General features: G+C 64.9%; 21 protein-coding genes. 6 read left to right on the forward strand and 15 right to left on the reverse strand.

Going from position 1 to position 23,644, the window contains the following annotated elements; genetic code table 11:
* Positions 1 to 81: 81 nt before the first annotated feature.
* The 9 genes from soxA to WDM24_RS11850 all read right to left on the reverse strand — a co-directional run bounded on the left by soxA (position 82) and on the right by WDM24_RS11850 (position 8,352).
* On the reverse strand, positions 82 to 855 hold the full coding sequence (gene soxA, locus WDM24_RS11810; RefSeq protein ID WP_338831336.1) for a sulfur oxidation c-type cytochrome SoxA: 774 nt from the start codon (positions 853 to 855) through the stop codon (positions 82 to 84).
* Positions 852 to 1,172, reverse strand: a complete 321-nt coding sequence (gene soxZ, locus WDM24_RS11815; RefSeq protein ID WP_338831337.1) for a thiosulfate oxidation carrier complex protein SoxZ — start codon at positions 1,170 to 1,172, stop codon at positions 852 to 854. The genes soxA and soxZ overlap by 4 nt, the downstream gene beginning before the upstream one ends.
* Positions 1,172 to 1,636 (reverse strand): SoxY-related AACIE arm protein, encoded by a 465-nt coding sequence (locus WDM24_RS11820; RefSeq protein WP_338831338.1) that lies wholly within the window; start codon positions 1,634 to 1,636, stop codon positions 1,172 to 1,174. The genes soxZ and WDM24_RS11820 overlap by 1 nt, the downstream gene beginning before the upstream one ends.
* A 9-nt stretch (positions 1,637 to 1,645) precedes the next feature.
* On the reverse strand, positions 1,646 to 2,077 hold the full coding sequence (gene soxX / locus WDM24_RS11825; RefSeq protein ID WP_338831339.1) for a sulfur oxidation c-type cytochrome SoxX: 432 nt from the start codon (positions 2,075 to 2,077) through the stop codon (positions 1,646 to 1,648).
* Between the two features lie 10 nt (positions 2,078 to 2,087).
* Positions 2,088 to 3,362 carry an NAD(P)/FAD-dependent oxidoreductase gene (locus WDM24_RS11830; protein ID WP_338831340.1) on the reverse strand — a complete coding sequence of 425 codons (1,275 nt, stop codon included), beginning with the start codon at positions 3,360 to 3,362 and terminating at the stop codon, positions 2,088 to 2,090.
* 56 nt (positions 3,363 to 3,418) lie between these two features.
* A complete protein-coding gene (locus WDM24_RS11835) occupies positions 3,419 to 5,617 on the reverse strand; it encodes a xanthine dehydrogenase family protein molybdopterin-binding subunit (protein WP_338831341.1) in 2,199 nt (732 codons plus the stop codon).
* Between the two features lie 10 nt (positions 5,618 to 5,627).
* Complete coding sequence (locus WDM24_RS11840; protein WP_166297920.1) at positions 5,628 to 6,077, reverse strand: (2Fe-2S)-binding protein; 450 nt, start codon at positions 6,075 to 6,077, stop codon at positions 5,628 to 5,630.
* Between the two features lie 150 nt (positions 6,078 to 6,227).
* On the reverse strand, positions 6,228 to 7,628 hold the full coding sequence (locus WDM24_RS11845; protein ID WP_338831342.1) for an MFS transporter: 1,401 nt from the start codon (positions 7,626 to 7,628) through the stop codon (positions 6,228 to 6,230).
* 100 nt (positions 7,629 to 7,728) lie between these two features.
* Positions 7,729 to 8,352, reverse strand: a complete 624-nt coding sequence (locus WDM24_RS11850) for a helix-turn-helix domain-containing protein (RefSeq protein ID WP_338831343.1) — start codon at positions 8,350 to 8,352, stop codon at positions 7,729 to 7,731.
* 76 nt (positions 8,353 to 8,428) lie between these two features.
* Here WDM24_RS11850 and WDM24_RS11855 point away from each other — a divergent pair, with 76 nt between their 5' ends.
* From WDM24_RS11855 to WDM24_RS11880, 6 genes are all read left to right on the forward strand, one after another.
* Complete coding sequence (locus WDM24_RS11855; protein ID WP_338831344.1) at positions 8,429 to 8,791, forward strand: darcynin family protein; 363 nt, start codon at positions 8,429 to 8,431, stop codon at positions 8,789 to 8,791.
* A 609-nt stretch (positions 8,792 to 9,400) separates the two neighbouring features.
* On the forward strand, positions 9,401 to 11,143 hold the full coding sequence (locus WDM24_RS11860) for an iron ABC transporter permease (protein WP_338831345.1): 1,743 nt from the start codon (positions 9,401 to 9,403) through the stop codon (positions 11,141 to 11,143).
* A 25-nt stretch (positions 11,144 to 11,168) separates the two neighbouring features.
* A complete protein-coding gene (locus WDM24_RS11865; RefSeq protein ID WP_338831346.1) occupies positions 11,169 to 12,206 on the forward strand; it encodes an ABC transporter substrate-binding protein in 1,038 nt (345 codons plus the stop codon).
* A gap of 14 nt (positions 12,207 to 12,220) precedes the next feature.
* On the forward strand, positions 12,221 to 13,324 hold the full coding sequence (locus WDM24_RS11870) for an ABC transporter ATP-binding protein (protein ID WP_338831347.1): 1,104 nt from the start codon (positions 12,221 to 12,223) through the stop codon (positions 13,322 to 13,324).
* A gap of 94 nt (positions 13,325 to 13,418) precedes the next feature.
* On the forward strand, positions 13,419 to 15,239 hold the full coding sequence (locus WDM24_RS11875) for an NAD(P)/FAD-dependent oxidoreductase (RefSeq protein WP_338831348.1): 1,821 nt from the start codon (positions 13,419 to 13,421) through the stop codon (positions 15,237 to 15,239).
* A 47-nt stretch (positions 15,240 to 15,286) separates the two neighbouring features.
* A complete protein-coding gene (locus WDM24_RS11880; RefSeq protein WP_338831349.1) occupies positions 15,287 to 17,230 on the forward strand; it encodes an alkyl/aryl-sulfatase in 1,944 nt (647 codons plus the stop codon).
* A 310-nt stretch (positions 17,231 to 17,540) separates the two neighbouring features.
* Here WDM24_RS11880 and WDM24_RS11885 read toward each other — a convergent pair whose 3' ends face one another.
* The 6 genes from WDM24_RS11885 to WDM24_RS11910 form a co-directional block, all read right to left on the reverse strand.
* Positions 17,541 to 18,245 carry an ABC transporter ATP-binding protein gene (locus WDM24_RS11885; protein ID WP_338831350.1) on the reverse strand — a complete coding sequence of 235 codons (705 nt, stop codon included), beginning with the start codon at positions 18,243 to 18,245 and terminating at the stop codon, positions 17,541 to 17,543.
* On the reverse strand, positions 18,238 to 18,987 hold the full coding sequence (locus WDM24_RS11890) for an ABC transporter ATP-binding protein (protein WP_338697987.1): 750 nt from the start codon (positions 18,985 to 18,987) through the stop codon (positions 18,238 to 18,240). Before WDM24_RS11890 ends, WDM24_RS11885 begins: the two co-directional genes overlap by 8 nt.
* A 10-nt stretch (positions 18,988 to 18,997) precedes the next feature.
* Positions 18,998 to 19,984 (reverse strand): branched-chain amino acid ABC transporter permease, encoded by a 987-nt coding sequence (locus WDM24_RS11895; RefSeq protein WP_338831351.1) that lies wholly within the window; start codon positions 19,982 to 19,984, stop codon positions 18,998 to 19,000.
* Positions 19,984 to 20,853: a branched-chain amino acid ABC transporter permease gene (locus tag WDM24_RS11900; RefSeq protein ID WP_338831352.1), complete on the reverse strand. Its 870-nt coding sequence runs from the start codon at positions 20,851 to 20,853 to the stop codon at positions 19,984 to 19,986. The genes WDM24_RS11895 and WDM24_RS11900 overlap by 1 nt, the downstream gene beginning before the upstream one ends.
* A 16-nt stretch (positions 20,854 to 20,869) precedes the next feature.
* A complete protein-coding gene (locus WDM24_RS11905) occupies positions 20,870 to 22,123 on the reverse strand; it encodes an ABC transporter substrate-binding protein (RefSeq protein WP_338831353.1) in 1,254 nt (417 codons plus the stop codon).
* A gap of 301 nt (positions 22,124 to 22,424) precedes the next feature.
* Positions 22,425 to 23,492, reverse strand: a complete 1,068-nt coding sequence (locus tag WDM24_RS11910; RefSeq protein WP_338831354.1) for a glycosyltransferase family 4 protein — start codon at positions 23,490 to 23,492, stop codon at positions 22,425 to 22,427.
* Positions 23,493 to 23,644: the final 152 nt, after the last annotated feature.

The raw sequence follows: 23,644 nt of genomic DNA on the forward strand, positions 1-23,644 counted from the left end.
GGCGAAGGCGGAAGCAATCCATCTTCCGGTACAGCCGGAAGCAATGGATTGCTTCGCTCCGCTGGATAAAGCCGATGCGGCTTACGGCCGGACCGCCGGCGTCTCGATCGACATGCCGTGCGCCCGCGTCATCAGGTAGAGCTCGATCTCGACCAGCTCCGGCGAGCCGTAGTCGTAGGCCTGCGCGCGGATGCCGGTGATGCAGGCGCGCAGCCGCCGCTGCAACGATCCGAGCGATTGCCATTCCAGCCGGTAGAGCGGATAGCCGGTCGGCTGCGCCTGCGTGATCGTGCTGCCCGCGAGCTTCTTGTCCCAATTGTCGTCGTGGCAGTTGGTGCAGCCGAGATTGAGCTGGCCCTGCCGCTGCATGAACAGTGCGTGCCCCTTCTCGATGAACGGCGCGAGCTCCGGATCGTCGCCGGCCGCGATCGGCGCGCCGCGCGACTGCTGTGCGACATAGGCTGATAGCGCCAGCAGCTCGCGGCTTTCATAGGCGAATGGCGACGCCTGCTGGTGGTTGGTGCGGCAGAGGTTGATCCGCCCTTCGAGGTCAACCGGCTTTCCCAACGCCTTCTCGAACGCCGGATAGTGTGCCGCGACGCCATTCATGCTGACGCGGGCATCGTTGTGGCAATCGGCGCAGGCCTTGTCCGCGCTGCCGGCCTTGCGCTTCCACAGCGCCTCGCCGTCGAGCACAAAGAGCATGCCGGGATTGGCGGTGTCTTCGTCCTGCATCGCCCTGGTGTCCGCGCTCATGAAGCTATAGCCGGACCGGCGCTCGACTTGCGGGATCTCGGTGGCCAGCGCCGCGCCCGCCATCGCCGTCAGCAGCGCGATGCAGCCGGCAATCCTCATTCGACCGTGATCGAAGCCTGCGCGGTCTCCGAAAATCCCTTGTCGCCGATCCACTCGAATTCGAACTTGCCGCTTTCGGCCACGGTGGTGAAGAAGGTGATGAACGGATTGGCGGCGATCGCCGGATAAAGATCGGCGCGGAAGATCTCGGTGCCGTTGAAACGGCAAATGAAGCTCGTGATGATGTCGCGCGGCACCACGTCGCCCGACGCGGTGTGGCGATAGCCGGTCTCCATGATGTGCGACATCAGCGTCTTGATCTCGATGACGCTGCCGCGCCTGGCCTTGGCCGGCACGTTGATCAAAGCCGACGGCATCAGATCGCCTCCTCGGTGCAGGCGGCGAGCGTCACCACGACATCAGCGGTCGCCGACCAGAACGTGTCGTCGGAGAGCCGTGCAATGGCCGTGACCTTCTGGCTGTCGGCGAGGCGGATGCGGGCCGACACCTGAGCGCGCCCGGCGCGCGGTGTGAGATAGAAATTGCCGATGTTCGGCTGCGGGTTCTTCTCGTTGAAGACATGGATGCTCTTCACATACTCGTCCGCCGTCATCGGGCTGGTGACGCTAACCGTCATCGGCACGGTGTTACCGTTCTCGACCAGCGGCGGGATGTCGAGCTTGACCTTGCCGGTCCGCACATTGGCTTCGCCGACGACATTGCGGATCGCGGACTGCAGCGTCGCGGGCGTGGCGTCGGCCGGCCGCACGATCACCAGCGCTGCGGCACCGCCGGTGAGGCTCAGGAATGTGCGACGTGTGGTGTGCTCCGAATTCGTCATTCCTAGGTCCTAGTTCCGTAGCGTTACCAGATAGGCCACGATGTCCTCGATCTGCTCCGCCGACAGGATCGGCTTGTCGCGCCATGAGGTGCCGACGCGCGTGAGCCCATCGACGCGATAGTAGGACGGCATGATCGTCGCCGCGTTGAGATGCGCCGCATCGACCAGCCGGAGCCGCAACTGCCCTTCCGACCAGCGGGCGCCGCTCCCAGTGAGGTTCGGCGCGAGGTCGCCCTGGAACGCCTGCTCCGGAAATGGGCCGCTGTGGCAGAGGATGCAAGTCGAGGAACGCTCGACGATCAGCGCACGGCCACGCGTGACGTCGCCTTTGGTTTCCGTCAGCGGTTGCGGGATCGCATCGCCGACCACGGTATAGGGGCGCAAGGCCTCGGCGCCGGCAGGCACGTTAGCTGCGAACGCGGCTACTGCGAGCAACGCCATGAGGGAGAGCCTAGCCAAAGGCGTCCCTCGTGATGGTCCTGAACCAGTCCAGCGCCTGATCGGCCTCGCGCTGGCGCACCTCGCGCGGCGCGTCGACCGGGCTCGTGGTCACCTCGGCCTCGGCATATTGATCTTCCTTCGGCTGATAGATGCCCTTCAGGGAGAAGGCATAGCCCGGCGCCACCGTGTTGTAGCAGGCGCCATCGAGCCGCGGCGTCTCCGGCGCCTTGCCTGCAAGTGAATTCACGATCGCCGCCGCACAGGCGCGGCCTTGCGCCGCCGCCGCGGAGGCGGATTTCGGAATCCCGCCGGCGATCGCGGCGTCGCCGATGACATGGATGTTGGGCACGAGCTTCGAGGCAAAGCTGACCGGATCGATCGGGCACCAGCCGGTGTGGTCGGCGGCACCGGCGATCTCGGCGATGCGGCCGGCTCGCTGCGGCGGGATCACATTGGCGACCGCGGCGGTGTAGTTGCCGAAGTCTGTGACGATCTCATTGGTCGCCGGATTGACCGACGTCACCCGGCCGCCTTGTGATAGCGCGATCCGTTCAATCATGCCGGGATAGAGTTCCGCCCAGGCTCTCTCGAACAGCTTCTGCTGCGAGTAATTGTCCTTGGCGTCGAGCACCAGGATTTTTGAGCGGGGCTTCTTCGCTTTCAGATAATGCGCGATCAGGCTGGCGCGCTCGTAGGGTGCCGGCGGACAGCGCAGCGGCGCGGCGGGGACGGCGATCACGACGAGGCCGCCATCATCCATGGCTTCGAGCTGCCCGCGCAGCAGCATGGTCTGCGCGCCGGCCTTCCAGGCGTGCGGCATCTTCTCCGCCGCCGCCTCGTCATAGCCGGAGAGCGCGTCGAAGCGCATATCGATGCCGGGCGCGAGCACGAGCCCGTCATAGAGGAGCGTTGTACCATCAGAGAGAACGATGCTACGCGCTTGCGCATCGACTTTAGTGGCTGCCTGTGCGGCAACCGCGATGCCGTCGGCTGCGACCTTGTCGTAGGTGAATTGCTGCGCGGAAAGCTCGCGCAGGCCTGCGATCACCTCGTTGCTGAACGGGCAGGCGGTGAAAATCTTGTTCGGCTCGATCAGCGTGACCTGGAATTTTGCATCGAGCCGCCGCAGCGCCCGCGCGCAGGCCGCACCGCCGAAGCCGCCGCCGATCACCGCGATCCGCGGAGCGCCTTGCGCCAATGACGGACGCGCCAACGCGGCCGCCGCTGCGATGGCAGCGGCGCCACGGACGACATCCCTGCGCGTCTGAAGACGCGAGACGGCCATGCACGATAATCCTGGGGAGGGGGCGGCGGCCGCTCGGGCCGCCGCTTCTGGTTTGATCAGGCGAAGCTGATGTTCTGGTTGCGCAGCGGGAAAGTGCGGATGCGCTTTCCCGTCGCCGCGAAATAGGCGTTGAGCACCGCCGGCGCCGCGACGCCGATGGTCGGCTCGCCGACCCCGCCCCAGAACCCGCCGCTCGGCACCATCACCGATTCCACCTTCGGCATTTCGTTGATGCGCATCGAGTTGTAGGTGTCGAAGTTGGTCTGCTCGATGCGGCCGTCCTTCACGGTGCAGCCGCCGTAGAACAGCGCGCTGAGGCCGTAGACGAAGGAGCCCGCGATCTGCCGTTCCACCTGCGCCGGATTGACGACATAGCCGGGATCGGTGGAGGCGACGATGCGATGCACCTTGATCTTGCTGCCGTCGGTCACCGAGATCTCGGCGGCGCCGGCAACATAGCTGCCATAGCCCATCACCTGCGCGATGCCGCGATAGACGCCCTGCGGCGCCGGCGTGCTCCAGCCGATCTTCTCGGCCACGGCGTTGAGCACCGCGAGATGCTTGGGGTTCTTGCCCATCAGCTTGCGGCGGAATTCGAGCGGGTCCTGGCCTGCAGCCAGCGCCAGCTCATCCATGAAGCATTCCATGTAGATCGCGTTGTGATTGACGTTGACGCCGCGCCAGAAGCCCGGCGGGACGTGCGGGTTGCGCATCGAATGCTCGACCAGCAGGTTCGGCACCGAATAGCCGATCGCGGCCTCGCCGGCTTGCGCGACGCCCTGGAACGCGGCGGGGTCCATGCCGTTTTGCAGCGCTTCCGGGCGCACCGAGAACAGGATGGATTGGCCCGACAGCCGGTAGTGCAGCGCGACCAGATTGTTGTCGGCATCGAACGCGCCGGTCAGCTTGCACTGCGTGATCGGGTGATACTTGCCGTGCTGCATATCCTCTTCGCGCGACCACAGCAGCTTGATCGGCGTGCCCGGCATCTGTTTGGCGATCGCCACCGCCTGCCGCACATAGTCGGTCATGCCGCGCCGGCCGAAGCCGCCGCCGAGCATCAGCTTGTGCACGTCGACCTTGTCTGCCGGCAGGCCGGAGGCCTCGAGCGCCGCGGCGAACGCCGCCTCGCCATTCTGTGTGCCGCACCACACCTCGCATCTATCAGGTGTGTAGAGCACGGTGGCGTTCATCGGCTCCATCGTGGCGTGGTTCTGGTAGGGGTAGCTGTAGACCGCCTCGACCTTCTTGGCTGCGGTGGCGATGGCCGCCTTTGCGTCGCCGTTCTGGTTGCCGACATAGGCCGGCTGCGCATTGTCGAGACCCTCGGCGAGCCAGCTCGCAATCGTCTCGCTGGAGACCTTTGCGTTGGGGCCTTCGTCCCAGACGATCGGCAGCGCATCCAGCGCGGTCTTGGCGTGCCACCAGGTGTCGGCGACGACGGCCACGGCGCTGTCGCCGACCGGCACCACCTTCTTGACGCCCTTCATGCCGGCGATCTTGGCTTCGTCAAAGCTCTTCACCTTGCCGCCGAACACCGGGCAGTCCTTGATCGCGGCGTTCAGCATGCCCGGCAGCTTGACGTCGATGCCGTAGGTCATCTTGCCGGTGGTCTTGTCGACGGTGTCGAGCCGCTTCAGGCCCTTGCCGGCGATGGTCCAGTCCTTCGGGTCCTTCAGCTTGACGTCGGCCGGCGGCTCGAGCTTGGCCGCGGCTTCTGCAACCTTGCCGTAGGTCGTTGTCTTGCCCGACGGCGTGTGAGTGATGACGCTGTTCGCCGCCTTGCATTCGGAAGCAGGCACTTTCCACTCATTGGCCGCCGCCTGGATCAGCATCACGCGTGCGATGGCGCCGCCCTTGCGGACATAGTCCTGCGAGGTGCGGATGCCGCGGCTGCCGCCGGTCGAGAAATCGCCCCAGGCGCGCTTGCGGGCGACGCTCTGGCCGGGCGTCGGATATTCGGTGGTGACCTTCGACCAGTCGCACTGCAATTCCTCGGCGACGAGTTGGGCGAGGCCGGTGAGCGTGCCCTGGCCCATCTCGGAGCGGGCGATGCGGATCACCACGGTGTCGTCGGGCCGGATCACGACCCAAGCGTTGATTTCGGGTGTGCCGTCGGCCGCGCGCACCACGGAGGGGCCGCCGAACGGAAGATCGAGGCCGAGCGCGAGACCGGCGCCGGCGGTTGCCGTGCCGATCACGAAGGCGCGGCGATTGAGCCGAGAAGAATGATTTGGCATGACGTGCTGATTCATTGCTGCTTCCTCATGCGTTCGCGGCAGCATGAATCGCCTCGCGCACCTGCTGGAAGGTGCCGCAGCGGCAGATATTGGTGATGGCGTCGTTGATGTCGTCGTCTGATGGCTTCGGGTTCTCCTTCAGCAGCGCCGCCACGGCCATGATCATGCCGCTCTGGCAATAGCCGCATTGCGGCACGTCGTCGGCGATCCAGGCGAGCTGCACCTTGTGCATGACGCCGTTGGCCGCGAGGCCCTCGATGGTGGTGATGTCCTTGCCGGCGGCTTCGCTCACCGTGACGCCGCAGGAGCGCATCGCGACGCCGTCGATATGAACGGTGCAGGCGCCGCATTGCGCGATGCCGCAGCCGTATTTGGTCCCTGTCAGTCCGACATTCTCGCGAATCGCCCACAGCAGTGGCGTGTCGTCCTCGACGTCTACATTGATTGTTTTGCCGTTTATTTTGAGATTTGCCATCGCTTTTCCCTGAATAGTCCAATCCACCGATTGGACTGCAGCGCGATGGTGGCCTTGAAACTGGAACGGTTCAATCAAGAAAATGCGCTCGCAGCGCGGAAGAAAGTTGATGGCGCGGTGTTTGGTCGCGCATCGCGCTTTGCATGCCTGTTATGTCTTTTGCGACGAGGCGACCGCCAGGCGCAGGAAACTCATGACACTGCCGAGCGCGGCAAATCCGGCACCCAGTGCCAGCGCGACGGTGGCGCCCTCGCGGTCGGCCAGCGCAAAGCAGAGTGCGGCGAGTGCGGCACCCGTGGTCTGCCCGGTCAGCCTCGCGGTTGCGACAATGCCGCTGGCGCTGCCGCTGCGATGTGACGGGGCGCTCGACATGATCGCCTTCATGTTCGGGGTCTGGAAGAAACCGAAGCCGATGCCGCAGATCATCGTGCGCCAGACGATGTTGGCGACGCTGGGCTCGGCCGGCAGGGTCGCGAGCAGCACCATGCCAAGCCCGAGCAGCAGCATGCCGATGCCGCCGAGGATGCCGGCCGGATAGCGGTCGGACAGCCGGCCCCCGATCGGCGCCATGAAGGCGACCACCAGCGGCCACGGCGTCATGAAGAAGCCGGTCTCGACCTGCGAGCGGTGCAGTATGTCCTCGAAGTAGAACGGCAGCGAGACGAAGGCGAGTCCCTGCACAGCAAACGAGCAGACGGCGGTCGCGGCCGACAGCGCGAAAATCGGCCGGCGAAACAGGTCGATCGGCAGCATCGGCGCCGGATGATCGGCATGCCGCCGGGTCAGGATCCAGCCGAACAGGATCGCGCCGACAAGCTCGGCGATGACAAGCGCAGGCGCCGTCTTGTGGGCGGCGCTGCCGATGCCGATGATGAAGAGGCCGAGGCAGGCGCAGGCAAGCGCGGCGCCGGCGAAGTCGAAGGCGTGGGTGGCGCGCGGTGTCTTGGGCAGCGTCTTCATGCCGATCAGCAACGCTGTGATGCCGAAGGGAATGTTGACGGCGAACAGCCAGGGCCACGGGCCAAGCGCGAGGATTCCGGAGGCGATGGTCGGCCCGAGCGTAAAGGCGGTCGCGACCACGAGCGCATTGTGGCCGAAGCCGCGGCCGAGCATCCGACTTGGATAAACGAAGCGCACCAGCGCGGTGTTGACGCTCATCAGGCCGCTGGCGCCGAGCCCCTGCAAGGTGCGCGCGACCAACAGGCTCGGCAGCGACCACGCCAGCGCGCAGCCGAGCGACGCCAATGTGAACAGCAGGAGGCCGCCGAGATAGATCCGCTGGTGGCCGACGATTTCGCCGAGCGCGCCGAGCGGCAGCAGCGTCGCGACCAGCGCGATCTGATAGACGTTGACCACCCATACCACTTCGGCGGGGCTGACATGCAGATCGTTGGCGATCGCGGGCAGTGCGATGTTGGCGATCGCGGTATCGAGTGAGGCCATCGCCAGCGCGGTGAAGATCGCCGCCACCGCCCAGCGCCGGGTTTCCCACGGCAATCCATCGGTGATCGGCGCCGCAGCTGCGCCGGTGGTGGGGGTCTTTTCGAGCATGCCTGACAATGTCTCCGGGGCGCCATGTACTACGCCGGCACCCCGTTCCCCAGCCGCGCCGCTGCATGATGCGTATGCGAAGCGGCCTTGCCGGGAGCGCTCAAAGGTCCGCGTGCGGCCCGAGCAGATATCCCTCGATGGCGCGCAGTACCCGGCGGCTGGCGGCGGCCTGCGAGAGGTCCTTTTGAAGCGCATGGTCGACCATGGCGCGACTGATCACGATCAGGTCCTCGATGATTTCGTCGTCGACGGGCCTTGCGATCTCGCGACGGTGCCGGGCGAGCAGGGCGGCGACCAGCTCCTTCAATTCGCTGGCCGCCGCGGAGTCTGATGACGCCGGACGCAGGCGATCCTCCTCGGTCTCCAGGATGCGGTTGAGCCCGGCCCGCTCGGCATGCGCCTCGAGCTGGGCGCGAATGATGAGGTTGAGCGACGCGGTCAGGCTCTTGCCCTCGGACGCTGCGACCGCGTCCCGCACCTTGGCCAACAGCGCGTCCTCGAACCCGGCGATCAAAGCCAGCGTCAGCGCGTCCTTGTTGGGAAAGTACTGGTAGACCGAGCCGACGCTGATCCCGCCGCGCTCGGCCACCGCGTTGGTGTTGTAACCCTCGAGCCCGCGTTGCTCCAAAACGCGAGCCGCCGCTTCCAGAATGACCGCCACGGTTTCCCGTGAACGCTGCTGCAGCGGCTGTTTCCGGGCCTTTATGCGCCGCTTCGCCGGCATGGAGAGCCGCTCCTGAACGCGAGTTGCAGAATATGAGTAATTACTCACATTATGGACGCGAAAGGAGAACCGATCAATGGTTACACTGCAAACGACGTCGTCCCCCGTGATTCCCGAGCACGAGGACGATCCGCACAATTTTCACATCTTCGTCATGGTCAAGACCACGCGGCACTGGCTCGATCTGAAGACCGAGCAGCGCCTCGCCTTCCTGCACGAGGAGGTCATTCCGCTGCTCCGGCGCCGTCCCGAGCTGAGGGTGCGCTGGTTCGAGCCGGAGGCCTTCTCGACCAGGGCAACCGACGTCATGATCTGCGAAACAAGCGACCTCTCGGCCTGGGCCTGGTTCTGCGACCATTTGCGCGAGACGAGGTTTTGGGATCATTACTTCGAAGTGCTCGACATCATGCCGGCGCTCGAAGGCAATTATCTCGCCTAGAGCCGAACACCGGCCCGGATCGTTTCGGGCGGGCGCGTCGGCAGGGTGCGGCCGAGGGCGGTCTTGCGGAAGTTTTTTCGCTTGTTCCGAATTGTTCCTCTGATCGAGAGAGGGTGAAACGAGAAGCAAACCTCGGACAAATCATGTCGCGAGAATGCGAAGCTGCGTCCATCCACAGCTGTCATCGCCCGGCTTGACCGGGCGATCCAGTACGCCGCGGCCTCTCGGCTCAGGCACCGGCGTAAGGAACACTGGATCACCCGCATGCGCGGGTGATGACACCGAACTAGCTGGTTGACAGTCGAATCAGAAAAGGCTGGACGGCCCCGCCGGTGGCCGTCGATCCTTCGAGGGCCGCCGAAGAAGCGGCCACCTCAGGATGACGGGTCCGATGGTCGCGTGTGCTGGGCGATAACCATGCCAGTGTCGTCCCCGCGAAAGCAAGGCCGCGCCCCCGCTGCGTCACAGAATCGCGCCGAGACGACTTTCGGATAGCTTGCGTCACAGTCGCGATCGACTACCCTTGGTATGCAAGCAGGCGCGACGTCAGATCGCGCCGCAAGAGGGACGCGCGCATTGCACGGACAGGCCGACGGGCGCAGCGATGCCATGCGAAGCGCCAGCGAGGGAACTCGGCGCCGCGCATTCACCGGCCTTTGGGTCGCAGCACTGCTGGCGATCCTCACCTTCCTGGTCATCTATCCCGTTTTCATGCTGCTGCTCGGCGCGCTCACCGACACCAATCCGGTGGTCGACGGCATCCGTCTCAGCCTGAGCCATCTGTCGATCGCCAATTTCCTCGCCGTGCTCGCCAATCCGAATGTCGCCGAAGCGCTGCTCAACACGCTGATCGCCTGCGGCGGCGGCACCGTGATCGCGGTCGCGATCGGGCTGTTGTTCTCCTGGATCGTGGTTCGCACCAACACACCCTTCAAGGGCTTCATCGCGGCGGCCAGCATCCTGCCGCTGTTTGCGCCGCCGCTGGTGGCCGGCGTGGCCTGGGCCATCCTCGGCTCGCCGAAGACCGGGCTGATCAACACGATGTTCAAGTGGCTGGGCTCCGACCTGCGCATCGATCTCTATTCGATGTGGGGCCTGGTGTTCGTGTTCGGCATCTACTACGCGCCCTATGTCTACATGTTCACGTCCTCGGCGCTGCGCAACATGGACCCGAGCCTGGAGGAGGCCGCGGAGATTTCCGGCGCCAGCGCGTTCGCCACCCTGTTCACGGTGACGTTCCCGCTGATCATGCCGGCGATCGTCTCGGGCATGCTGCTGTCGTTCATCGTGATGCTCGGCATCTACGGCATCCCGGCCGTGCTCGGCGCGCCGACCAACCTGAACGTGCTCACGACCTACATCTTCAAGCTCACCAACTGGTCGCCGCCGCTCTACAACACCGCAGCCGCCGTGGCGATCATCCTGATGGTGGTCACGGGCCTCCTGGTCTATCTCCAGCAGAAATTGCTGAGCGGACGCAGCTACACGACCGTGGCGGGCAAGGCGTTCCGGCCGCGCAGCCTCGATCTCGGGCCGTGGCGCTGGCTGACCTTCGCGCTCGGGATCGGTTATCTCCTCATCGTCGTGGTGCTGCCGTCGCTGGCGCTGATCGTCGCGGCGTTCCGCAAGTTCATGTTCATCCGCGACGCCGCGAGCCTGTTCGACATGCGGCAATATTCCTTGGTGCATTTCGAGAGCATCTTCGACAATCCGCTGACGATGCGGTCGATCTACAACGCGGTCGAGGTCGGCGTCATCACGGCGGTGGTCGGCGGCGCGCTCGCCTTTGCGATCGGCTATACCATCCATCGCACTCGCGTCACCGGCCGCAGCGCCATCGACCTGATCTCGACGATGCCGGTCGCGATCCCCGGGCTCGTGGTCGGCGTCGCCTATCTCTGGGCCTGGATCGGCGTGCCCGGCGGGCTCTACGGCACGATCTGGATTCTCGCGCTCGCCTTCATCGCGCGCTTCATGCCCGACACGGTGAAGGCGCTGTCGACCTCGTTCCTGCAGATCCATCGCGAGCTCGAGGAGGCCGCCTGGGTCTGCGGCCGGGGCATGCTCGGCACCATCAGGACGATCGTGCTGCCGCTGGCGCGGCCGGGCGTGCTGGCGTCGATGACGCTGCTGTTCGTGCTGGCGATCCGCGAGCTCGGCTCGTCGCTGTTCCTTTACACCAGCAACACCATGGTGATGTCGGTGCTGCTGCTCGACTATTACGAGGGCGGCAATATCGGAAAGACCGCGGCCTTCAGCCTGGTGCAGACGGTGCTGCTCGGCGTCCTGATCGGCGGCGCCAACTGGCTGTCGCGCGGCGCCGCGCAGGGCAATGTGGCGCGGACCGGATAACAACAAGAAGAGGGAAGGATTGGCGATGGATAGACGGACCTTCACCACACTGGCCACTATAACCGCCTTGGCGGGCGTCGCGGCATTCGCGCCGACGCCGGCCGCGCGGGCGCAGGAGTTCGGCTCGCCGGAATTGATCGCCGCCGCGAAGGCCGAAGGCAAGCTCGTCTTCTACACTGCCAACTTCGCCGAGATCGAGCAGCAGGTGATCAAGGCCTTCAACAAGCGCTTTCCGGAGATCAAGGTCGAGATGGTGCGCGCCCCCGGCGGCCAGCTCATCACCCGCGTGAAGACGGAGGCCGCCGCCGGCAAGCTGATCGCCGATGTCGTCGACCACTCCGATCGCGCGCTGATGCAGCCGCTCGAGGATCTGTTCCAGGATTACGCACCGCCGAATGCGGCCGATTACGATCCGCATGCGCTGATCTCGCCAAAATTGTGGCCCCGTGCCACGATCGCCTGGTCGATCGGCTACAACACCGAGCTGGTGAAGGATCCGCCGAAATCCTGGATGGATCTGACCAAGCCGCAATATGACAAGCTGATCGGGCAGGTGTTCGCGCAGTCCGGCGGCACCACCTGGACCCGGATCATGTTCGAGCGCCAGGTGCTCGGTGAGGGTTACTGGGCCAAGCAGGCCGCGACCCATCCCGTGCTCTATCCCTCCGGCGCGCCGACGGCCGATGCCCTGGTGCGCGGTGAGATCGCGATAGCTCCGCTGCTCTACAACGTGATCTATCAAAAGAAGAAGGACGGCGCGCCGATCGAGATTTTCTTCCCGCCCGAGGGCGCTCCGGTCAATCCCTACGCGTCCGGCATTCCGAAGACGGCCGCCCATCCCAACGCGGCAAAGCTGTTCCTGAACTGGTGCCTGTCGAAGGAAGGGCAGACCTTCATGATCAAGGAGCTCGGCAATCTCACCTCGCTCAAGGAGCCGCCGGCGTTCCCGGAGGGATTCGATCCCAAGGTGGTCAAGCTCTGGTATCCGAAGTTCGACGACTATGTGAAGCTGCACGCGGCGTGGGTCGCGGAGTGGGACAAGACGTTCGGTTACCGGCAATAGGTGCGGGTGAAGCGATGACGGCGACGCTCGAGGTCACCGATCTCAGGAAGCAATTTGCGATCGGCCGCCCGGCGATCGACGGCGTCAGCTTTGCCGTGCCGGGCGGCGAGATCGTGGTGCTGCTCGGCCCCTCCGGCTGCGGCAAGACCACGACGCTGCGCTGCGTCGCCGGGCTCGAGCATCCGACCGGTGGCGAGATCAGCATTTCCGGGCGGGTGGTGTCGTCGCCGGCGCGCGGCATCCTGGTGCCGCCGCGCGCGCGCAACCTCGGCATGGTGTTCCAGTCCTATGCGGTGTGGCCGCATATGACGGTGCGGCAGAACGTGGTCTATCCGCTGAAGCACCGAACGATCGGGCGCACCGATGCCAACCGCATGGTCGAGGAGGCGCTGGCGCTGGTCGGACTGTCCGACTATGCCGACCGGCCGGTGGTGGCGCTGTCGGGAGGCCAGATGCAGCGCGTCGCGCTGGCGCGCAGCATGGTGTACCGACCGCAACTCCTCCTGCTCGACGAGCCGCTGTCGAACCTCGATGCCAAATTGCGCCTGCGGCTCCGCGACGACCTCCGCATCATTCTCAAGCAGACCGGGATGACGGCGCTCTATGTCACCCATGATCAGGCCGAGGCGGTCGTGCTTGGCGACCGGATCGGCGTGATGCGCGACGGCAAGCTGCTGCAGATCGACACGCCCGACGTGATCTACAACCACCCGGCCGATCTGTTCGTCGCCAATTTCACCGGCGCGACCAACGAGCTCGCGGGCACGCTGGTCGCGTGCAATGACCGGTTTGGCGTGGTCGATTTCGGCGACGGCAGGCGAGGCGAGGTCGCCCTGTTCCAGACGCTGAAGCCCGACGAGAAGGTCCGCGTCGCGCTGCGGCCGGAGAATATCGCGATCGGCCGCCCCAATGGCGCCAACACATTCTCGGCAAAGGTGCTCGACCGCCGCTATCAGGGCACCCAGACCGCCTACGGCATCGAACTGTTCGGCAAACGGCTGGAAGCCATCGAGCTCGGCACCGCCGCGCGCCATCAGGTCGGCGTCGAGGCACAGGTCGCGCTGCCGCGTGAATGCTTGTGGGCCTATCGCGACAACGGGCAGTCATCGCATGATTAGCTGTGCGGAATCCGCCCCCTTCCGCAATCGTATTGACATCGGTTAATCTGCCACGGAACAGACATAAGAAACGGCTGAAACGAGGCGCCTTCCGATGACGATGACCGAGCAAGCCCGCGACGCAAAGCCCTCCGCGATCGACAAGGAACGGTTGCGCCTGAAATATCAGGAGGAGCGCAACAAGCGGCTGCGTCCCGACGGCAACGACCAGTATCTCCAGATCAAGGGCCGGCTCGCGCATTATCTGGACGATCCCTACACGCCGGTCACCGAGCGTGCGCCGAAGACCGACCACGTCACCTTCGCCTTCATCGGCGGCGGCTTTGCCGGGCTCGCCACAGCGGCGCGGCTGACCGAGGCCGGTGTCAAGGATGTCCGCATTGTCGAGAAGGGCGGCGATTTCGGCGGCACCTGGTACTGGAACCGCTATCCCGGCGCGCAATGCGACACCGCGTCGATGGTCTATATGCCGCTGCTCGAAGAGACCGGCCACATGCCGTCGGAGAAATACGCGCACGCGCCTGAAATCCTCGCGCATTGCCAGCGGATCGGCCGGCAATTCAATCTCTACGACAATGCGCTGTTTCACACCGAGGTGACGAGCCTCGATTGGGATGCGGCGCAATCGCGCTGGGTCATCCGCACCACAAGAGGCGATGCCTTCACCGCGCAATATGTCGGCATCGGCACCGGCCCGCTGCATGTGCCGAAGCTGCCCGGCATTCCCGGCATCGAGCGCTTCAAGGGCCACTCGTTCCATACCAGCCGTTGGGATTACGACTACACCGGCGGCGATCCCAAGGGCGCACCGATGACGAAGCTCGCCGACAAGCGCGTCGGCATCATCGGCACCGGTGCAACGTCGGTGCAGTGTATTCCGCACCTCGCGCGCGCCTGCAAGGAGCTCTACGTGTTCCAGCGCACGCCGTCGTCGGTCGACGTGCGCGGCAACGGCCCGATCGATCCCGACTGGTTTGCCGATATCGCGACGCCGGGCTGGCAACAGCGCTGGCTGGAGAATTTCACCGCCAACCAGGCCGGTGGATCGGCCGAGGAAGATCTGGTGCAGGACGGCTGGACCGACCTGTCGAAGCGGATCCGCGCCAAGGTCATGTTGCTGCCGCGCGAGCAGCGGACCCTGGAAAACATGCGGGCCGCCTTCGAGGATTCCGACTTCGAGAAGATGGAGGAAATCCGCAACCGGGTCGACACCATCGTCCGCGATTCGGAGACGGCCAAGAACCTCAAGGCCTGGTACGGCCAGCTTTGCAAGCGGCCGTGCTTTCACGACGCCTATCTTCAGGCCTTCAACACGCCGGGCACGCATCTGATCGATACCGACGGCAAGGGCGTCGAGGAGATCACCGAGAACGGGATCGTCATCGCGGGCAAGGAATACGCGCTCGATTGCATCATCTACGCGTCGGGATTCGAGGTCGGGACCGAATATCGCAGGCGTGCGGGCTTCGATCTGACCGGCCGTGACGGCATCAAGCTGTCGGAGCATTGGGCCGAGGGCATGCGCACCAAGCACGGCATCCACGTCCACGGCTTTCCGAACGTGTTCTTCGTGCAGCCGACGCAGGGCGCCAATCTCATTTCCAACGTGCCGCACAATCTGACCGAAGCGGCGCGGACCATCGCCCTGATGGTCGGCCATGCCAGGGATAACGGCTTCAAGGAGATCGAAGTCAGCAAGGAGGCTGAGGATCGCTGGGTCGCGCTGCTGTTGACCAGCGTCGGCCGGATGATCGGCGGCCCCGATTGCACGCCGGGCTACTACAACAATGAGGGCCGCGAGCCGGGTCCCGCTGCCAAGCTCAATGTCGGCCACCCGGCCGGCGCGTTGGCCTACTTCAAATACATCGACGGCTGGCGCAGCAGCGGCCAGTTCGAAGGCGTGCAATTCCGCTGAGTACAGCGCGATCGGGACTGTCCGTGAGGTATAGGGAGTGCTTGAGTATGACCCAGACAACCGCAGCTGAAACGTCGCACGAACTTCCGAAGGCGGCGTCCGCGTCCGTCATCGCGCAGCACGAGGCGACGCTGAAGGCGCTGCCATTCGCCGACACCAGGGATTTCGACGATGCTGCGCGCGGCTTTCTCGGCACCATCGAGAACGCGCGCGTCACCTCGGCCCAGGGCAGGGTGGTCTGGAGCCTCGAGCCCTACGGCTTCCTCTCCGACGAGAAAGCGCCTGCGACCGTCGATCCGAGCCTGTGGCGGCAGTCGCGGCTCAATATGCATCACGGCCTGTTCGAGGTGGTGCCTGGCGTCTACCAGGTGCGCGGGCTCGACATCGCCAACATGACGCTGATCGAAGGCGACAAGGGCGTGATCGTGGTCGACACCCTAACCTCGATCGAAGGCGCACGCGCCGCGATGGAATTGTATTTCCAGCATCGCGGCAAGCGGCCGGTCGCCGCCGTGATCTTCACCCACACCCACACCGATCATTGGGGCGGTGCGCGCGGCGTGCTCGACGACGCCATGCTGGCGGCGGGCGTGCCGATCATCGCGCCGAACTTCTTCATGGAGCACGCGGTCTCCGAGAACATCATCGCGGGTCCGGCAATGCTGCGCCGCGCGCAGTACCAATTCGGGCCGTTCCTCGCCAAGGGCGTCCGCGGCCAGGTCGATTGCGGCCTCGGCAAGACCATGGCGGCGGGCGGCGTGGCGCTGCTGCGGCCGACCGACCTGATCATCGCGACCGGCGATACGCGCATCATCGACGGCGTCGCGTTCGAATTCCAGATGGCGCCGAACAGCGAGGCGCCGGCGGAGATGCATTTCTTCATTCCGCGCTACAAGCTGCTGAACCTCGCCGAGAACTGCACGCATAATTTCCACAATCTGCTGCCGTTCCGCGGCGCCGATGTGCGCGATGCGTTGGCCTGGTCGAAATATCTCGGCGAGGCGCTGCAGATGTGGGGCGGCAAGGCGGAGGCGATGTGCGGCCAGCACCATTGGCCGGTGTGGGGGCGGGAGCGGATCGACACCATGATCCGCCAGCAGCGCGATCTCTACAAATACGCCCATGACCAGACCATCCGGCTGATGAATCACGGGCTCAACGCGGCCGAGATTGCCGAAACGATCCGGCTGCCCTCGAGCCTCGAAGGCGCCTGGCACGGCCGCGGCTACTACGGCCACATCAGGCACAATGTGAAGGCGATCTACCAGAAGTATCTCGGCTGGTACGACGCCAATCCGGTCAATCTCGATTCCTTGCCGCCGGTCGAGGCCGGCAAGAAGTATGTCGAGTATATGGGCGGCGGCGACGCGATCCTGAAGCGGGCCGCGGCCGATTTCGCCAAGGGTGAATTCCGCTTCGTGGCGCAGGCCGTCAGCCATCTGGTGTTCGCCGAACCGGATAAGCAGGCGGCCCGCGCATTGCTGGCCGACACGTTTGAGCAGCTCGGCTACGCCGCGGAGAGCTCGACCTGGCGCAACGCCTATCTGTTCGGCGCCCAGGAGCTGCGGCAGGGCATGCCGAAGACACCGCCGCGCTCGCCGATGCCGCGCGAGACGCTGGCCGCGCTGTGCACCGAGCAGCTCTGGGACGTGCTCGGCATCCGCCTCAACGGTCCCAAGGCCGAAGGCAAGCGCATCGTGCTGAACTGGAGTTTTACGGACACGGGTGAGACGTTTGTGCTCAACCTCGAGAATTCAGCGCTGACCTACGTCAAGGGTGCGCAGGCCGCCGATGCGCACGCGAGCTTTACCCTGGCGCGGGGTGTGTTGGACGAGGTGATCGCCAAGCTGATCACGTTTCCGGAAGCGGTCGGCGCCGGCAGGATCAAGGTATCAGGCGAGCCGCAGCGGCTCGATGAGTTGATGGCGCTGATGGACGAATTCCCGCGCATGTTCGAGATCGTCGAGCCGAAGCGGACGGTGGTGACTTAGGGCCGCACACTAAAAACGTCGACCGTCACCCTGAGGAGCCGCGCAGCGGCGTCTCGAAGGGCGACAGCCCGGCCGTGCATCCTTCGAGGCTCGCTCCGCTCGCACCTCAGGATGACGGGATGACCACGTGTGGGCAAGGCGTCATTGCGAGGAGTGCAGCGAGGAAGCAATCCAACTATCCCCGGGTCGAGCACTCCCGTCACCGTCACCCTGAGGAGCGCGCATCGCGCGCGTCTCGAAGGGCCGACGGCCACCAGCCGGGCCGTTCATCCTTCGAGGCTCGCACCTCAGGATGACGGTTCGAGTCCTCTCAAATCCCCAGATACGCCGCCTGCACCTGCTTGTTGTTGGCTAGCTCGGCGCTGCTGCCCTGCATGATCACGTTGCCGCTTTCCAGCACATACGCGCGCTGCACCAGCGACAGTGCGCGGCTGACATTCTGTTCGACCAGCAGGATCGCGGTGCCCATCTTGTGGATCTCGCCGATCTTCTCGAAGGTGACGTCGGTCATCACGGGGGCCAGGCCGAGCGAGGGCTCGTCGAGCATCAACAGGCGCGGCTTGAGCATCAGGCCGCGGCCGACCGCGAGCATCTGCTGCTCGCCGCCGCTCATGGTGCCGGCGAACTGTTTCTTGCGGTCGGCGAGCCGCGGGAAGATGCTGTAGACGAGCTCCATCGTGCGCGCGCGGTCGGCCTTGGCCTTCGGCGTATAGGCGCCGATCTCGAGGTTTTCCTGCACCGTCATTTCCGGGAACACCTGGCGTCCCTCCGGGACATGCGCGATGCCGAGCTCGGGGATCCGGTAGGGCGGCAGGGTTGCGAGATCGACTCCATCGAACGTCACCTTGCCGGCGAACAGTTTGACGAGGCCGGAGACGGCGCGCAGCGTTGTGCTCTTGCCGGCGCCATTGGCGCCGAGCAGGCCGACGGCTTCGCCCTCGCCAATGGAAATGCTGACGTCGGTGATGGCGGGAACGGAGCCATAGCTGGCGCTGACGCGGGAGAGCTCAAGCATGGGCGTCTCCCTGCGCCGGCGGATGCACGTAGGAGCCGAGATAGGCGCGGATCACCTCGGGATTCTCCACGATCTCCTTCGGCGCGCCCTCGGCGATCTTCTGGCCGTGGTCGAGCACCACGATGTGGCGCGCGACCGCCATGATCGCGCGCATCACATGCTCGACGATCACGATGGTCAGGCCGCTGGCGGAAAGTTTTTTCACCAGCGCCACCGCCTGGTCGATCTCGGCCGGGTTGAGCCCGGCCATCACCTCGTCGAGCAGCAGGATCTTCGGCTGCGTCGCCAGCGCGCGCGCCATCTCCAGCCGGCGCTGGTCGATGGTTGTGAGGTCCTTGGCCGGCGTCTGCTCCCTGGCGCCGAGGCCGACAAACTCGATCGCCTCCAGTGCCTTGGTGCGTGCGGCAGCGACATGCCGATCGCGCAGGAAGGCCCCGGTCATCACATTGGCGAGCACCGTCATCGCACCGAATGGCTTTGCCACCTGGAAGGTGCGGGCGAGGCCGAGCGCGCAGACGTCATGCGGCTTGAGCCCCACGACCTCCTGGCCGAAGGCGAGCACCGAGCCGGAGTCCGGCCGGTGAAATCCCGTGATCAAGTGAAAGCTCGTGGTCTTGCCGGCGCCGTTCGGCCCGATCAGCGCCACCGTCTCGTTCTCCTGCACGGTGAAGCTGACGTCCTGCACGGCGCGCAAGCCGCCGAAGCGCTTGCTGAGGCCCTTGATGACCAGTGCTTCTGCCATCGCAACGACCTCAGGCGCGCGCCGGCTTGCGCCGGGCATAGCGATGATAGACGTCGGTCGCGAAGCCGATCAGCCCGGTCGGCCGCCACAGGATCACGGCCATCAGGATCAGGCTGTAGACCGTGAGCTGGATGCCGCCCACCGAGCTGCCGAGCCAGCTTTGCAGCAGCGCCGAGGTGGTCTCCAGCAGCACGGTGCCGATCACCGGACCCCACAGCGTGCCGATGCCACCGACGATCGACACCAGCGCGGCCTCGATCGAGACGCTGAAGGAGAACGCGGTCGCGGGATCGATGAAGTAGATGTACTGGGTGTAGAAGGTGCCGGCGAGTGCGGTCAGGAACGCGCTGATCATGTAGATGTCGCGCTTGACCTTCGGCGCGTTGACGCCGATCGCCTCGGCCGCGTCCTCGTCCTCGCCGATTGCGACGAGGTAGTAGCCGATCCAGGATTTCTCGATTCGGTGGGTGATCCAGAGGCCGACGACGAGCAGTCCGAGCACGACGTAGTAATAAGACGACTTCTCCTCGAACTGCATCATCAGCGGCGCGCTGCCGAGGTTCGGGATCGTGGTGCCTTCGGCACCCCAGGCGAAGTCGCGGAACTTCAGGAAGATCAGCATCAGCACTTGCGCTGTCGCGATGGTCGCAATCGTGAAATAGGGGCCGCGCAGGCGGAAGCAGAGCCAGCCGATCGGCAGGCTCGCCAGCATCGCCACCACGCCGCCCGCGACCATGCCGATCCAGGGCGAGATGCCGTAGTTCACCTGCATGATCGTCGAGGTGTAGGCGCCGAGCCCGAAATAGGCGGCGTGCCCAAGCGACAGCTGCTTAGCATAGCCGCCCATCAGGTTCCAGGCGACGCCGATGAAGGAGAACAACAGGATGCGGATGAAGATGTCGATCGCAAACGACGAGGTGACGAACTGGGGCAAAGCGAGCATGACGACGGCCCCGATCGCCAGCCACAGCCATTTCATGTTGCCTGACGTCTGCATCAGCGGCCCCTCCTGGCGCCAAGGCCGCTCGGCCTGAAGGCGAGCGTCAGCAGCAGCAGCGCGAACACCACGATCAGGCCGGAATCGGCGCCGACGAACTGGATGCCGAGCGATTCCGCGACGCCCATCATCAGGCTCGCGACCAGCGCGCCCATCACATTGCCGAGCGTGCCCATCACGACCGCGACGAACGCCATCAGCACGAACACCTGGCCGACGAATGGATAGGCCGAATAGAACGGCATCAGCAGCGAGCCGGCGGCACCGGCGAGCGCAAGCGCAGTGCCGAACGCGACCGCGAACACCCGGTTGGGATTGATCCCCATCAGCATCGCGACGTCGCGGTTCTGCGAGGCCGCGCGCATCGCGCGGCCGAGGTCGGTGGTGTGCAGGAAGACCCAGAGCAGGCCGCTCAGCGCCATCGCGACCGCAAAGGCGATCAGTTTTGCGACCGGGATATAGAGTCCGCCGATGTGGAACGCTTCATCGGAGTAGGAGGTGTGGACGGTGCGGTAGTTGGCGGTGAAGAGCATCAGCGAGAGATTGAGCAGCAGCAGCGACAGCGCAAAGGTCAGGAAGATCTGCGGCATGTCGTTCGGCCCAAGCACCCTGCGGATCAGGAAGTGCTGGATCAGGACGCCGGCGAGGAACAGAACCGGCATCGAGAGAACAAGCGAAACCAGCGGATCGATGCCGAACTGGGTGGCGAGGAAGAACGAGATATACATCCCGATCATCACGAACTCGCCCTGGGCGAAATTGACGATCTTGACCACGCCGAAGATCAGCGTGACGCCGATGCTGACAAGCGCGTAGATGCCGCCGATGAGCAGGCCGTTGATCACGGCCTGGGCCAGTGTCTCCCACATGCGATACGACCGCGGCTCAGGTCTTGATCAGCGGGGCGCGGGCGTCTTCCTTGGGGAAGATGCTGGCGAGGTCGGCGTTCTGCCACTGCACGCCGACTGGACGGCCATAGACGTTCTTGCCGTCGGGGCCGAACTTCACCTTGCCGCCCGGCGCCATCGCGGCAAAGCCCGAGGAGACGTCGAGCGTCGAGAGCGCCTCGCGCACCTTCTTGGGATCGGCGGAGGCGGCGCGCTCCAGCGCGTCGGCCAGCATGAAGGTCTGCGCGACCAGGCCGCCGGCATATTCGAAGGCGAACTCGCCGGTGCGCTTCTTGAATTCGGCGTTGACCTTTTGCGCGTCGTCGTTGACGTCGTGGTTCCAGTGCGCGACGCCCTGCAGGCCTTCGGCTGCCTTGCCGACATTCTTGTAGAAGTCCGGCATCACGAAGCCGCCGGAGCCGCCATTGATCGCGATGTTGAGCCCGACCTGCTTCACGGTGCGGACGATCAGGATGAGGTCGTTGAGATAGGACAGCGAGAACAGCGTGTTGGCGCCGGAGGCCTTGACCTTGTTGATCAGCGGGCTCGCATCGGTGAAGCCGGCCGAGTAGGGCTCGAACATCACGATCTCGACGCCTTCGCCCGGCGCCAGTTCCTTCAACCCGTTGGAGGTCGAGGTGCCGAACGCGGTATTCTCGAAGATGACGGCGACCTTGGCCTGCTCGCTGACCAGCTTGGCCATCTGCAACTGTGCCTTGGCGAATTGCGAGGCGCGCGCGAACGGCGTGAAGGTGTAGGTGCGGCCCTTGTTGAGCTGGTCGGAGCTCGATCCTGATATGATCGGAACCTTGGCGCGCTCGCAGACCTCGCTCGCGATCAAGGTCAGCGCGCTGGCGTAGCAGCCATGGATCGCCGACAGCTTGTTGCCTGATATCAGGCGGTCGGTCTCGGTGCGCGTCACCGTGGTGTCGCTCTGCACGTCGGAGACGATCAGGTTGAGCTTGGCGCCGCCGAGCGACTTGATGCCGCCGGCCTCGTTGACCATGTCGACCGCGAGTTTGGCCGCGGCGACGCAGCCAGTGCCGATCTGCGCCATGCTGCCGGTGGTCGGATAGAGCGCCCCGATATTGATCGGATCGGCGGCCCAGCCCCGCAGTGGAACGGCGCCGAACGCGCCGGCAGCCAGCACGCCGCCGGTTTTGACCAGGAATTTGCGGCGGTTCAGCTTGTTCTGCGAGGCTTTGGCCGGCTCGGCATTATTAATGGCCGACGGCTTGCGGTCCCCTGTCATGGCGTTCCCCCTGCGCGACCGCGGCACGGTTGTCCCGTCCGCTCGCTTACTATTTTTTGCTCAAGCAGGAAGCATAAGAGCACGTAATTCGGCAATCGCAAAGGCGATATCGGCCAAACGCATGGGGAAAGCTGTCACGACTGGTGCGTCGCAGCAATCGCGCGGCGCGCGCAGGCGGATGGCTTCGCTGCGCGGGAGTTGTCGCCGGTTACGGCGGTATTATTGACAATCGAATGACCCGACGGACCGGCACGGTGGTGCCGGCCGGCCCGCCGGATCATTCGATCGGCCGCTGCAACTCCTACTCCGCGCTCGACACCAGCTTGAAGCGCGGCTTGGCTTCCATCAGGCCGCGATAGGCGGCGAGATAGTCCAGCGCCATCCGGCGCGCGGTGAAGCGGGTCTCGAACTGCTTGCGGATCGCGTCGCGATTGAGCGTCGCAAGGCGGCCGACGGAGGAGATCGCGCTGATCTCGTCCTCGACGATGAAGCCGGTCAGGCCATCCTCGATAATCTCGGGCACCGAGCCGCGGTTATAGGCGATGACCGGCGTGCCGCAGGCCATGGCTTCGATCATCACGAGGCCGAACGGTTCCGGCCAGTCGATCGGAACCAGGAGCCCGATCGCGCCGCTGAGAAAATCCGGTTTCTCGCGATCGCTGATCTCGCCGATGAACTCGACCAGCGGATTGCTCGTGATCAAAGGCTTGATCAACTCGTCGTAATATTCCTGGTCGGCACGATCGACCTTGGCTGCGATCTTCAGCGGAATGCCGCAGCGGGTCGCGATCTTGATCGCGCGATCGACGCCTTTCTCCGGCGCGATGCGCCCGAGCACGGCGAGATAGGATGGCTTGACCGGTTGCGGCGTCAGCAAATTCTCCGGCAGGCCGTGATGGATGGTGCGCACCCAATGCGCCTGCGGCACCGGTCGCCGCTGCGCGTTGGAGATCGAGATCACCGGGATCTTGGAGAAGGTGTTGAAGACGGGCTGGTGCTCCGGCAGGTCGAGCCGGCCGTGCAGCGTGGTCACAAACGGCGTCGGCTGCCGCGAGAACAGCGACCACGGATAATAGTCGAGATGGAAATGCAGGAAGTCGAACTCGTCGTCGTCGGCTTTCTGCCGCACGCGTTCCAGCATCACCATGTGCAGCGCGTTGGGATCGCGGACGGAGCCGTCGAGGCGCAGTGCCTTCGGCCAGGTCGCATCGAGCTTCGCGGAGGTTTGTGAATCCCCACTGGCAAACAACGTCACGTCATGTCCAAGTGTTACAAGTTCTTCGGTCAGCCAGTGCACGACCCGTTCGGTGCCGCCGTAGAGTTTCGGGGGAACAGCCTCCGTCAGCGGGGCAACCTGCGCGATGCGCATTTCTCCGTCTCCTGTTTTGTAGTGTGGGATGAAACAGACCCCTCAGCCCTGTGATGGCACTGACATGCCGAAGACGGGAACGTTCTCGCACGTGCGAGGTTCCTTATGGTGGGTGAATTCCCGCTTCTTTCTTCCATCACACTGTGGTCTTG

The organism is Bradyrhizobium sp. 27S5, assembly GCF_037217225.1.
GTDB lineage: Bacteria > Pseudomonadota > Alphaproteobacteria > Rhizobiales > Xanthobacteraceae > Bradyrhizobium > Bradyrhizobium septentrionale.